The sequence below is a fragment of the Cyclobacterium amurskyense genome (genome assembly GCF_001050135.1).
In the GTDB taxonomy this organism is placed as follows: domain Bacteria; phylum Bacteroidota; class Bacteroidia; order Cytophagales; family Cyclobacteriaceae; genus Cyclobacterium; species Cyclobacterium amurskyense.
Genome location: NZ_CP012040.1, coordinates 1,845,601 through 1,858,966 on the forward strand (window position 1 = coordinate 1,845,601; position 13,366 = coordinate 1,858,966).

Below are 13,366 nucleotides of genomic sequence, written 5' to 3' on the forward strand. Positions count from 1 at the left end.
TACCATGAGAATTGATAAAAATCAAATCAATACAATAAATAACAGAGCTCTCCCGGATCACCGGGAGAGTTTTGAGTATCTAAGCAATAAATTAAGTACCAAAGGTCTTGACACTAGTCTTTTAATTAAAAAGATCCAGGATTTTCAAATCGCCATTCCTAGCTGGGCCCTTGGCACTGGAGGAACTCGATTTGGTAGATTCCCTGGAGGAGGAGAACCAAGGTCGCTTGAAGAAAAAATAGATGATGTAGGCCTAATCCATGCGTTAAATGCAGGATCTGGTGCTATTTCCCTACACATTCCTTGGGACATCCCTGGCGATATTGATGCTGTAAAGGCCCATGCCACCTCTCACAACTTACTTTTCGACGCGGTCAATTCCAACACCTTTCAGGATCAACCTGATCAGGAGCACTCTTACAAGTTTGGCTCTTTGTGTCATGCAGATGCTAAAGTAAGGCAACAGGCTGTTGACCATAACCTTGAGGTAATTAAATATGGGGACCAGCTCGGTTCTAAAGCTTTAACAGTTTGGCTAGCAGATGGATCTTCCTTTCCAGGACAAATGAATTTCCGGAAAGCCCTTCAAAACACACTGGATTCCCTAAAAGCCATTTATCAGGGGCTTCCATCAGATTGGAAAATGTTTGTGGAGTACAAGCCTTACGAGCCAAACTTTTACCATACGGTAATTCAGGATTGGGGAACCTCGCATTTATTGGCTTCCCAATTGGGAGAAAAGGCATTTACCTTGGTAGATTTAGGTCACCATCTGCCCAACACAAATATTGAGCAAATAGTAGCGACCCTAATGATGCAAGGAAAATTAGGTGGGTTCCATTTTAATGATTCCAAATTTGGTGATGACGACCTGACGGTAGGCGCCATGAAACCTTACCAATTGTTTCTAATATTCAACGAATTGGTTGAGGGAATGGAAGATAAAACATCCAAAAATCCTTCTCCTGCATGGATGATAGATGCCAGTCATAACCTAAAAGACCCAATGGAAGATTTGCTTCAATCAGTTGAAGCCATACAATTGGCTTATGCACAGGCATTGACGGTAGATAGAGTTGCATTGGAAAATGCAAGAGCGGAAAATGATGCTGTGCTGGCACAGGAAATCTTGCAAAATTCCTTTAGAACAGATTTAAGGCCTTTAATCGCAGAAGCAAGGCTTCAAGCCGAGGCGGCCATCTATCCTGTAGAAGTATACCGAGACCTGGCTGTGAGAAAAACCCTGATCAAAGAAAGAGGTGCCAAATCACTTGCTACCGGTCTATAAGTTAAATCAATCCATTCAATAAAATACTAAAATACAATGCCCATTCCGGTAACCGCCATCTTTGATATAGGAAAAACAAATAAGAAATTTTTTCTCTTTGATGAAAATCTGAATGAGATTAAAGAAGAATATGTACAATTTCCGACGATTAAAGATGACGACGGATTTGAGTGTGATGATTTAGAAAAAATCACAAAATGGGCCAAAGAAAATGTAGAGAAATTGTGCAAGGATCCTCAATATGAGATCAAGGCATTAAATTTCTCTACTTATGGCGCCACCTTCGTTTCTATAGGTGAAGATGGCAAACCCGTAACCCCAATTTACAATTACCTTAAGGATTTTCCTGAGGATGTTCATCAGGAGTTTTATGCCAAATACCCTGAAGAGAGCATCAATCAAACCACCGCTTCCCCCACACTTGGGATGCTGAATTCTGGTTTACAGTTGTATTGGCTTAAGAGAAAAAAACCTGAGGTATTCAAAAAAATTAAATACTCCTTACACCTTCCTCAGTACATCTCCTATCTCTTTACCGGAGAAATAGTAACTGAACCTACCTCAATTGGCTGCCACACCAAGTTGTGGGATTTCCCCAAAGGAGACTACCACCAATGGGTATATGAAGAAGGAATTGCTGAGAAATTACCCCGACAAGTACCCACCACGCATAGCTTTGAGAAAGAAATTTGTGGCCAAAAAGTACAAATAGGCGTAGGCATTCATGACAGCTCATCTGCTTTGGCCTCTTACCTTATAAAAATAAAGGAACCTTTTCTGCTTATTTCTACAGGTACCTGGAGCATTTCGCTCAACCCTTTCCCTAAACGAGAGCTGACTTATCAAGAATTACAAAATGACTGCTTGAATTTCTTGTCTATTCATGGCAAAACAGTTAAAGCCAGTAGGTTTTTCCTTGGCTACGAATTGGATCATCAGCTGGCCAAAATGAACAATGTCTTTGGTAAAGAGCCCAAATTTTACAAAGGCATCAGTCCTGATGAAAAATTAGTAAGCCAATTGCTTAATGGGGAGCTTGCAGGAACATTTTATCCTGAAACAATTGCTAGAACACCGATGGTGGCAGAGATATTCCCCGAAAACAATTGGGACATCGCGGCCTTTTCAAATTATGAGGAAGCTTTTCACCATTTAATTTTTGGGCTAGTCCGGATGCAAGTAGCCTCTTTGATGCTTGCTAAAGGTGCAACAACTACAAAAAAAGTGTATATTGATGGTGGTTTTGTCCACAATAAGGTATTTATCCGTTTTTTAAATGCTCTACTAGAAGGATATGAACTTGAAGTTTCAGATTTCCCTTTAGGATCAGCTTATGGGGCAGCTCTGATGTTGAATGCTTTTAAATAATCTAAACAAACCAATATCAATGAACCAGTTTTTTCTTGTTTTTTGTTTCGTTTTAATAATGGGATCAGTAAGTGCCCAAAATCAATCGCTCATTATGGACCTATATCCTGGGGAAATTCCATTTCAAAAGGTTACCCAAGTAAAAGAAGTAAGTAAGAGTGAAGGAATTGTCCGAATCAGTAATGTTCAAACCCCTCAGATACAAGTCTTTTTACCATCAAAAAGCTCAGCAAACGGGCAAGCAGTAATCATCTGTCCTGGTGGAGGATATGGTATTTTGGCCTATGATTGGGAAGGGACTGATATAGCCAAATGGTTAAACAGTCATGGCATAGCTGGAATCGTTTTGAAATACAGGCTGCCTTCAGCTATAACACAAACGAGTCCCCACCTTGTACCTATGTCTGACGGACAACAGGCCATTAGATTGGTAAGGCATCATGCTGAAGAATGGAACATAGACCCTGACAAGATTGGTATTATGGGCTTTTCGGCTGGAGGACATCTGGCATCAACGTTAGGTACTCACTTTGATTCTGGTAACCCTGGATCAGATGATCCTATTTTGCAGCAATCTTGCCGACCAGATTTTATGATATTGGGCTATCCGGTAATATCCTTTAATGAAAAATTCACACATATTGGTTCAAGAAATAGCCTCATAGGCAAAACCCCTGAAGCCAAATGGGTAAATTATTTCAGCAACGAAGAACAAATTAGATCAGACACCCCCCCTACCTTTATTTTTCATTCACAGGATGATACGGGGGTACCTGTTAAGCACAGCCTAATGTTTTATGAAGGTCTTGTGGCTAAAAAAATCCCAGTTGAGATGCACTTGTACCCTTTAGGACAGCATGGATACTCTCTCTCTCTCAACAAAGAAGGCACACAAAAAGATTGGCCAAATAGCTGTATTAACTGGATGAAACATTTACAATGAAAATGAATTTGCCAGCACTTAAAGTTGGCGAAAATAGCCGTTTCTTGGTCAATCAAAATGGAGAACCATTCTTCTGGCTGGGAGATACCGCTTGGGAGCTTATCCATAAGTTATCCTTAGCGGAAACACAATTGTATTTTCAAAACCGGATAGAGAAAGGTTTTACTATAATTCAGACTGTAATATTAGCTGAATTGGATGGCCTCACGGTACCCAATGCCAATGGAGATCTCCCATTAAAAGACTTAGACCCCTCCCAACCAAATGAAGCTTATTTCAGCCATGTAGATAAGATAATAGAGTTGGCTAATGAAATGGGACTTTACCTTGCCCTACTTCCTACCTGGGGGGATAAGTTCAATAAAAAATGGGGCACTGGTCCTGAAGTTTTCACACCTGAAAACGCCAGAGCCTTCGGTGCTAGTTTGGCTAAGCGATATGCCAAGCACCAACATATCGTCTGGGTTTTGGGTGGAGACAGGGTACCTCAGGACAAAGAAGATGAGGCCATTATTGAACAAATGGCTATGGGAATCCGTGAATTTGACAAGGACAGCCTGATCACTTACCATCCCAACGGTGGTGTGATAGCCAGTGATATTTTTGGTAAATCCACATGGCTACAAGTAGACATGTTCCAGTCCAGGCACCAGAAAAATTTCCGGGAATACACCTTCGTGAACAAGGCCAGAAACAGGCAGCCAGTGAGACCGGTTATCAATGGTGAACCAGGTTATGAAAACATCCCCAACCTTTTAAACAAATGGAATTTCCAACGGCTGGATGCTGCCGATGTCAGGTTGTCCGCCTATTGGAGCATGCTGTCTGGCGCTGCCGGGTACACTTATGGCTGCAATGAAGTCTGGCAAATGAACACTGCGGAATCAACTCCATTATTTGGCGCCCACCTTTCCTGGCAGGAAGCTTTAGATCTCCCTGGTGCCAGACAGATGGGAATTTTAAGAAGTATATTCGAAAGCTTACCTTGGCAACAAATGCATGCTACAAGGCAAATATTCGCTGGAATAAATTGGCCATTCAGTCCTCCAAAATTGGCACTGAGTACCTCAGACCAAAGTTGCTTATTGATTTACCAATCTACAGGCAGCAAAATAAAACTGAAAATAAAAAAAGGAATTTTAAACAATAGTGCTGTCTATTGGATTAATCCCCAAAACGGTAGAGTTACTCCCACTAAAGCAAAAGGTTCAAACACCTTTTATTCCCCAAACAGGCTTCAGGATTGGTTACTTTTAATTCTATCAAACAAGCAAAGGGACCAATGGCACTATACAAGCTCTTGAATTTTAATCAGTTGTCAATTTTAAGTGGATAAAATTGTGGATAAAGTAATAAAATGCCGTTTTTATAGAACATTTTATTAAAAACTTCATTCTCCCATCGCAGTAAGCACTAGACTCCTCTCACCACCATAGTTTCGAAATTCTCCAAGGTAAATCCCTTGCCATGTGCCAAGGTTCAACCTCCCTCTTGTGATAGGAATTTGCACTGAAACGCCAAAAATGCTTGATTTTAGGTGCGCTGGCATATCATCTGGCCCTTCCATAGTATGAACAAAGTGGGGATAATCCTCAGGAATCAGGTAGTTAGTAAAGGTTTCAAAGTCCACTCTTACAGAAGGATCCGCATTCTCATTGATCGTTAATCCTGCAGAAGTATGCTTTATCCACACCTGAAGCCATCCTTTTTCGATTTTTTTTAAATCCTGAAAGTTATCCACAATATGTCTGGTTATGAGGTGAAAACCCCTTCTATAGGCGGGCAAATTGATTTCTTTTTGATAGGTTTTCATAAATTAAATCAGCTTAAAATCCATCCTCAAATATAAAAAATTTAAGAATTGCAGTTTATTAATTATATTTAAGATTAAACATTTTAGAACCTAATCTCTCAACGATGCAGAAGCTAACATTATCATTTTTAATATTGTTATTCACCGTAGTAAGTTATTCTGCGAACGCGCAACAAACCACCAGAGTCCTATCGCTAAAAGATGCCCAAACAATCGCCAATGCTGCAGAAGCAAAAGCCAAGGCCAACAATTGGACTGTCGTTATTTCCATAGTTGACGCTGGTGGAGATTTAGTGCTACTAAAAAGAATGGATGGTACCCAAGCCGGAAGCATAGATGTAGCACTAGAAAAAAGTGAAACCGCAATAAAATTTAAGAGATCAACCAAGGAATTTGAAGACATGGTAGCAGAGGGTAGATTAAATATTTTAAGTCTGCCAGGTGTATTGGCCATGGAGGGCGGACTTCCTATAATTTCAGGAGATCAGTTCATAGGCGCCATTGGCGTGAGTGGAGCAGCCCCTCCAGAAGATGGAATTATAGCTGGAGCTGGAGTTGCTGCTTTTAAATAAACTTTGTATTTCCGGTCCAAAATATTTTCTGATGGACTTTTATTAATTATGACAAAAGGAAAAAATTTACCCTCAAAATTACCTTATGTTGGCACTACCATTTTTACGGTAATGTCCAAACTTGCTACGGATGAGGGCGCATACAATTTATCTCAGGGCTTTCCAAGTTTCGATTGTTCTCCGAAACTTAGTGAATTGGTATGCCACTATTTGAAAAATGGTTATAACCAATATGCACCTATGTCTGGCGCACCTGTTTTCAGGGAAAGCATAGCTGAAAAAACTGCCAGAGTCTACGGGGTTTCTTATGATCCTGAAACAGAAGTGACCGTTACATCAGGAGCCACCGAGGCCATATTTTGTGCGGTCACTGCAGTTGTTTACCCAGGGGATGAGGTGATCGTACTCGAACCGGCCTATGACAGCTATGTTCCAGCCATCGACCTTAATGGCGGCATTCCAATATTTGTAACCTTGGATGCGCCAGATTTTAAAATCGATTGGGAAAAAGTAAAAGCCAAAATATCTCCCAAGACAAAGGCCATTATTGTCAATACACCCCACAATCCTGTAGGGACCGTATTTAGCAAAGAAGACCTCAATAACCTGGCAGAAATTATTCGTGACAAGGACATCTATATTATTAGCGATGAAGTTTACGAGCACATCGTTTATGATGGAGAAATACATCATTCCATGATGTGTCATCCAGAGTTAAAAGAGAAAGCTTTTATTTGTAATTCTGTAGGAAAAACCTATCATGTCACGGGATGGAAAATCGGCTATTGCCTAGCCCCTGCTGCCCTGACCAAGGAATTCCAACGCATACACCAATACATCACTTTCTGCACGGTGTCTCCAATGCAATTTGCGCTGGCGGACTTTCTTAAGCTACCAGAACACTACGAGCAGTTGTCTGAATTTTATCAGCGTAAAAGAGACCGGTTCAATGATGCTTTGAGCGGATCCAGGTTTACATTGAAACCCTCTAAAGGAAGTTTTTTTCAAATCGTATCTTATGAAAAAATCACAGACGAATACGATTACGATTTGGCTATCAGATTGACCAAAGAAATCAAGGTCGCCTCTGTTCCCGTTTCTGTTTTTTACAAAGAAAAAAGAGATGATAAATTGTTAAGGTTTTGTTTTGCGAAGGACGATGACATCCTGGACAAAGCCGCAGCCTTATTATGTAAATTATAAATCATTTAAATACGAATGCTAGAACTAGGTTTTGTAAGTGCCATATTGGCTGAAAAAAGTTTTGAAGAAGTAATCGATTTCGCTGCTAAGGAACAATTTTCCTGTGTGGAAATAATGTGCTGGCCAAAAGGAAAAGCGGAACGGCGTTATGCTGGGGTTACACATATTGATGTGTCCAATATGGATGAAAAAGAAATCCAGCATATCAAAGATTACCAGAAGAAAAAGAAGGTATATGTATCAGGTTTGGGTTTTTACCCCAACCCTATGGATCCGGATGAAAAAGTAGCAGAAAATGCGCTTTCCCATATTATGGAGGTAATTGATGGTGCGGAAAAACTAGGCATACCTGTGGTCAATACTTTCATTGGAAGAAACCCCTCTTTGAATGTCTCAGACAATTTAAGACTTTTCGAAGAACGATTTCCTCAGATCGTACGCCATGCTTCAGAAAAAGGCATCAAAATAGCAATTGAAAATTGCCCCATGCTTTTTACAGATGACGAATGGCCTGGAGGGAAAAACCTTGCCATTTCTCCGGCTATTTGGGACAAGATGTTTACCATTATACCTGACGCCAATTTCGGACTGAATTACGATCCTTCCCATTTAGTATGGATGCAAATGGACCCGGTTCAGCCCATTTACGATTATAAAGATAGACTTCATCATATCCACCTTAAGGATGTAAAGGTTTACCAGGAAAAATTAAACAGGGTAGGTATCCTTGCCAATCCATTGGAGTACCATTCACCAAAAATACCAGGCCTAGGAGATGTTCCTTGGGGTCGTTTTTTTGCTGCCCTTACCGACGTAGGTTACAGAGGTCCCTGCTGCATAGAAGTAGAAGACAAAGCTTTCGAAAAATCAGAGGCGGATGTCAATATGGCCATTTTAACTTCCAGGAATTATTTGAGGCAGTACATTCCATTTAGAGAGGCATAGACGTAGCCCTCGCAGGTTTTAAAACCTGCGAGGGCTACCATTTATAGCTTACTATACTTTTTTCGTAGATGTTCACTATGAGTTTTTCGTAACCAGGAGCGAAAGCCCTTGGTAAAAACAATGAACTCAACACGATTTTACTTTCCCCGTAATCTGGTAGTCGGATTAGATCGTCAAAATATTTGGATTGGCTTTGCCTATCGTCTCTTCCGTCCAATTTTTTTCCTCTCTATCAAGTGCCTCTTTCTTGTCTTCTTGTTCATTTTGCGGCTTAAGCTTCAGTTTAATATAAATAGGAAAGTGGTCAGAGGAAATGGAAGGTAGCCTTCTTATTTTCCTAAGTACAAAATCATCTGAATGAAAGATATGGTCCAAAGGCCATCGAAAAGGCAGGTACTTTGCATTGTAGGTATTAAAAAAACCTCTTCCTTTTCTTGGGTCCAAAAGCCCACTTATTTTTTGAAAAAGCCGTGTTGTTCTAGACCAAGCCACATCATTGAGGTCACCAAAAACCAAGGTTGGTAGGTCAGCATCTTTCACATTCTTACCCACTATAAGAAGTTCAGCATCACGAGAAAGAGAGGTATCACTTTCTGTAGGACTAGGAGGTTCGGGATGAATACAATGAATCTGTATAGGTTTTCCTGAAGGAAGAACTACAGTAGAGTGAATGGAAGGGATGTCATCTTCTACTAAAAAATGTACTTTAGTATCCTTCAATTCCAAATTGGAATACAAATGCATTCCGTAAAGATTATCTAAAGGTATTTTGACCTGATACTTGTATTCCTCTTCCAATACGGTCAACTGATCTTCCCACCACTTATCTGATTCTAAGGTAAGCACCAGATTGGGATGGTGTTTGTTTACCAGGTTGATTAACTTTTCAACATGTCGATTAGGAGTGAGCACATTACTTACCAATATGCCAATTTCATTTTCAGGGTTACTAGTCTTATCGTGATTGACTTCCTTCCCGGCCACTATGGTATAAGGGAAAATTTTTCTCGCCTGGTAAAACCAAGTAAATACCACCAAAGCGAAAAAACCAAGGTTAAAGGTATTGAAGGAGGAAAAAGGCATAAGAAAAAGAACTATCGCCAGAGTGGCCATAACTAACAACTGAATTCTGGGAAAGTCAAATACACGGACCCACCAGTTGCTGACCTTTAGCTTTGAAGCTATTACGGCCAAGACACTGATGACACCTAATATTATTTTAAAAATATTTAATACCAGATCCATTGCTACGTGAGGTTAAATTTGATACTTACCAAGTATTTTAGTTTTGTCAATAATTTACAATATATACGAAAGCGATAAAATTATTAATAATTTTATGCATCTATTTAACAAACATTTCACTTCATGTCCTATTTAAAATCGTTTTTTCGTCAAGAATTTGAAGCCAAAGGCTTGGACATGGCCAATGAACCCTTTATCCAAGCACTTGAAATCGCCTTGCATACCAACAAATCCCTATTCCTGACTGGTCGGGCTGGTACTGGTAAAACAACGTTTCTGCATACCCTAAGAAAATTCAACCCTTCTAAGAACATGGTAGTAGTAGCTCCTACCGGAGTCGCGGCCATAAATGCAAAAGGCAAAACCATTCATAGTTTTTTTAAAATTGATCCCAGGCAACTTTTTCTACCAGGAGACCCCAGACTACAGGCCAAAGGTTCCAAGCAAAACATTTTTGACACTTTTAAATACACCAAAAGCCGCTTGTCTGTCATCAGAAATCTGGATCTATTGGTCATCGATGAGATTTCAATGGTACGGGTAGAGATACTCGATATTTTGGATCAGATATTGCGTGTATTTAGGAAAAAAATGCACCTTCCTTTCGGAGGCGTACAGCTTATATTGATTGGCGATCCATTTCAATTACCACCTGTTGTCAAAGACAAAGACTGGTCTTTACTGTCAAGTAAGTATGAGACCCGATTTTTCTTTAGCGCTTTTGGATTTAAAGAACTAATGCCTTTTCATATTGAGTTAAAAAAAATATACCGACAGAAAGACAGTGTTTTTAAAGACCTCCTAAACAGAATTAGAGAAAGCAAACATACCTATGAGGACATTGATTTTTTGAACCAACGAGCTGAGGCTTATCACTTTGACTTACTGGATCAAGGATATATCATATTAGGAACCCACAACAACAATATTCATCAAATTAACAAGCAGAAGTTAGAGCTAATTAAAAGCGAAGAGAAGGTTTACAAGGCAGCCATCGAGGATGATTTCCCTACAAATATGGCCCCCTTCGAACCCATAGACATCACGCTCAAAGTCGGAGCGCAAGTCATCTTCATGCGCAACAATCCAGAAAAAAACTACTACAATGGAATGATTGGAAAAGTAGTAGAAATGCATGAGAACAAAATCCTGGTAGAGGCAAATAATGGTACTTTCTATGAAGTAGAAAGAGAGGTATGGGAGAATGTGGATTTTCAGTACAATGAGCAAGAGAAAAAAGTAGATGCAAAAGTTATTGGAAGATTTACCCAATTTCCATTGAAACTTGCTTGGGCCATTACTGTACATAAGAGTCAAGGACTTACCTTTGAAAAATGTATCGTGGAAATAGACAGGTCTTTTGAAGCCGGTCAGGTATATGTGGCCCTTAGCCGATGCACGGATTTGAATGGTTTGGTATTAAAAAAGGCCATAGGTATGCAAAGTGTACTGGTAAGTCAGGACAGTTTGAATTTTAGTTTACAACGTCAGGAAGAATCACAGGTAGAAGAAGATTTAAGGGTTCAAAGAGCCTTTGCCTCATTGCCTTATGCCTTCGACGCCTATCGAAAAGGCGATTTAAACAAAGCCAAGGCCATTTTTAATGAAGTTCAGCGCATTCATGACATCACTACTTATGCAAAGTTCAGACAATTTTTAATGCTAAAACCATGGCTAGACTACAAAAATAAATGCAGATAAATGAATTTTAAATATCTTTTTTAGTCGTTTATCAAAAATAAATACCTGATTCCCTTGTCTTTTAATCTCAAATGCATAAATTTGTATTTTAACAGCAGATTAAAAATCTATCATCATCAAATATTTTTAGAAATGAAGGGGATTTTGAGAGGAGTAAATAAGGACAGAAACTATTTTAACAGCGTAGTTTTATCCATCGTATTATTTTTAGCTTTTACAGCACAAAGCTTTGGGCAATTGGCTTGTAGTAATACTGAACCAGAAACACTTACGAAACCATGGCGAGATGGAAGTTCTTGGCAGAATGGTTATCCAACCAATGTTTGGAATGCCTATGTTTATCAGTTAACTGATTACTACAACCCAAACGGAGCAAATGCTGGTCATAATGAGCCATCAGAATTTAAAAAACCACAACCTGATGAAAACGGAATTTATTTTTCCGGACAATATAAGGGGATGCTTTTGAGAGATGGTGCAAATTTCCTTCCTGTTTCAGGAGTAAATTTTGACACGCATTTTAGTGATCCAAATCCTGGTAATGGCTATCTTTCTGACAACCTTTTTTTTCAAACCGGTATTAACCCTACAACTTCAGGCGGATGTGATACCCAATTAAACCAATTCGGTGTACATATGAGGGGCAGGTATGTTCCTACCCAAAATGGTATTTACCGTATACGAATAGGTAGTGATGACGGCTCCTATTTCAGAATGTTTTCAGACATTAATAACCCTAGTTCAAGTGGGGCTGTTGATGTGAACGGCAATAACCTCATACATAACAACTGGGTAAAGAATGAATCGGACACCTTATTGTATGACGGCGTCGATAACTTCGTGTATGAGAACAACATCAGAAATTACTATGTTGAATTAGAAGCTGCTCAGGAATGGTTCATGACATTGAACTATTATGAAAAAGACGGTGCCAATAGACTTGCTTTTGAAATTGAATTGTATTTCGGCCCTGGGGAGATAAAAATGGGAGCTGATGCCTCAGGATCAGTTGCTTTTTGTGGAATCAATCCTGACCCTACCATCATCAGTTCAATAGGTCCTGCGGTATTTGAAGATGGAGAAGTGACTAATTATTTTTGGCAATATGCCACTTCGAATGATGAGTCTGCCACTTGGAACACCATTTCCGGAGCTACTGAAAAAGATTATAAAATCCCAGCTTATGAGGACGATAATTGGACCGGGTCTAGGTATTATAGAAGAGGGGCAACCAATACAATTGCAGTAAATGACTCTACAAGTACCGATGTTGATGTATTTTCCAATGTATTGGAAGTAATCATGAATCCAATCGCCGATTTAGATCGTACTGAATTTGGCGTTAATGAGTGGATAGGTCATACTTATGATGCACCTAGAAATTTTGCTACTTCCAATTACTCTGGAAGGGTTTTTCAAGATTCTGTATTTACTCAAAACTTTCCAGCTGGAGTAGGGTGTAATTCTCAAAAAAACAACTTTACCGTTCAGTACAGAATGCGTTTAGATGTCCAACCTGGTACTTATGACTTTAATGTCAATGGTGATGATGGGTACAGATTAATAATCAATGGAACTACTGTGATTGACGAATGGGCCAAAGTTGGTGGTAAGAAAGTCACAGATGACACCTATCAAATGGAAATCACAGAAGATGGCGTATTAGAATTGATATTAGATTATTATGAAATTGGAGGTGACCAATCCATATCTTTTAACTACGTTGAAAATTTACTTATACTTCCACTTGAGTGGGGAGATTTTCTTGGACAATCCTGTGGTGAGAATAATTGCTTGAATTGGAGCACTCTACAAGAAAAAAACACCAGCCATTTTATTATGGAAAAATCCAATAATGGTTTTTCTTGGGAGGAATTTGGAGAAACTCTTGAAGCGCAAGGCAATAGTAACCAAGAGGTCTTTTATGATTATTCCGATCATTCAGTTGCAAACGATGTTACCTTTTACAGAATCAAGCAGGTGGATTTGGATGATACTTTCAGTTATTCAGACGTAATCAGGGTAGAAAATAATTCAAATAGAAATAAGCTTATGCCTTTCCCTAACCCTACCACTGATTTACTTTTCGTAGATTCTCAAGAGGGTATATTAAGTGTGGAGCTAACCAGCCAAGATCAGAGAGTAAGAGCGCAACCACTCCTTGAAAAAATTAGTGACAACAGGTATCAAATAGATATGCGACAATTCCCAAGCAACCATTATTTGGTAACTATTCATACAGAGAAGTCAAGGAAAACTTACAAAATCATGAAACGATAAGTTTATAA

At 39.4% G+C, this 13,366-nt stretch carries 11 protein-coding genes; 9 read left to right on the forward strand and 2 right to left on the reverse strand.

Annotation, left to right across the window (positions count from 1 at the left end; translation table 11 throughout):
- Positions 1–4: 4 nt before the first annotated feature.
- The 4 genes from CA2015_RS07480 to CA2015_RS07495 are packed head-to-tail and all read left to right on the forward strand — an operon-like array spanning position 5 to position 4,903.
- On the forward strand, positions 5–1,288 hold the full coding sequence (locus CA2015_RS07480; RefSeq protein ID WP_048641347.1) for a sugar isomerase: 1,284 nt from the start codon (positions 5–7) through the stop codon (positions 1,286–1,288).
- A gap of 36 nt (positions 1,289–1,324) precedes the next feature.
- On the forward strand, positions 1,325–2,656 hold the full coding sequence (locus CA2015_RS07485; protein ID WP_048641348.1) for an FGGY-family carbohydrate kinase: 1,332 nt from the start codon (positions 1,325–1,327) through the stop codon (positions 2,654–2,656).
- 58 nt (positions 2,657–2,714) lie between these two features.
- On the forward strand, positions 2,715–3,599 hold the full coding sequence (locus CA2015_RS07490; RefSeq protein WP_240477942.1) for an alpha/beta hydrolase: 885 nt from the start codon (positions 2,715–2,717) through the stop codon (positions 3,597–3,599).
- Positions 3,596–4,903: an apiosidase-like domain-containing protein gene (locus CA2015_RS07495; RefSeq protein ID WP_048641349.1), complete on the forward strand. Its 1,308-nt coding sequence runs from the start codon at positions 3,596–3,598 to the stop codon at positions 4,901–4,903. The genes CA2015_RS07490 and CA2015_RS07495 overlap by 4 nt, the downstream gene beginning before the upstream one ends.
- An 86-nt stretch (positions 4,904–4,989) precedes the next feature.
- Here CA2015_RS07495 and CA2015_RS07500 read toward each other — a convergent pair whose 3' ends face one another.
- Positions 4,990–5,412 (reverse strand): secondary thiamine-phosphate synthase enzyme YjbQ, encoded by a 423-nt coding sequence (locus CA2015_RS07500; RefSeq protein WP_048641350.1) that lies wholly within the window; start codon positions 5,410–5,412, stop codon positions 4,990–4,992.
- 104 nt (positions 5,413–5,516) lie between these two features.
- Between CA2015_RS07500 and CA2015_RS07505 the strand changes: the two genes are divergently transcribed.
- From CA2015_RS07505 to CA2015_RS07515, 3 genes are read left to right on the forward strand one after another with little or no spacing between them, the layout of a single operon-like run.
- Positions 5,517–5,984 (forward strand): GlcG/HbpS family heme-binding protein, encoded by a 468-nt coding sequence (locus CA2015_RS07505; protein WP_048641351.1) that lies wholly within the window; start codon positions 5,517–5,519, stop codon positions 5,982–5,984.
- A 48-nt stretch (positions 5,985–6,032) separates the two neighbouring features.
- The gene (locus CA2015_RS07510) at positions 6,033–7,187 is read left to right on the forward strand and encodes a methionine aminotransferase (RefSeq protein WP_048641352.1); all 1,155 of its coding nucleotides are present in this window, start codon (positions 6,033–6,035) and stop codon (positions 7,185–7,187) included.
- A 15-nt stretch (positions 7,188–7,202) separates the two neighbouring features.
- Positions 7,203–8,132: a sugar phosphate isomerase/epimerase family protein gene (locus tag CA2015_RS07515; protein WP_048641353.1), complete on the forward strand. Its 930-nt coding sequence runs from the start codon at positions 7,203–7,205 to the stop codon at positions 8,130–8,132.
- Positions 8,133–8,297: 165 nt separating this feature from the next.
- Here CA2015_RS07515 and CA2015_RS07520 read toward each other — a convergent pair whose 3' ends face one another.
- Positions 8,298–9,377 (reverse strand): endonuclease/exonuclease/phosphatase family protein, encoded by a 1,080-nt coding sequence (locus CA2015_RS07520; RefSeq protein ID WP_048641354.1) that lies wholly within the window; start codon positions 9,375–9,377, stop codon positions 8,298–8,300.
- Between the two features lie 123 nt (positions 9,378–9,500).
- Between CA2015_RS07520 and CA2015_RS07525 the strand changes: the two genes are divergently transcribed.
- Both CA2015_RS07525 and CA2015_RS07530 read left to right on the forward strand, forming a co-directional pair.
- Positions 9,501–11,078 (forward strand): ATP-dependent DNA helicase, encoded by a 1,578-nt coding sequence (locus CA2015_RS07525; RefSeq protein ID WP_048641355.1) that lies wholly within the window; start codon positions 9,501–9,503, stop codon positions 11,076–11,078.
- Positions 11,079–11,210: 132 nt separating this feature from the next.
- Positions 11,211–13,358 (forward strand): PA14 domain-containing protein, encoded by a 2,148-nt coding sequence (locus tag CA2015_RS07530; RefSeq protein WP_048641356.1) that lies wholly within the window; start codon positions 11,211–11,213, stop codon positions 13,356–13,358.
- Positions 13,359–13,366: the final 8 nt, after the last annotated feature.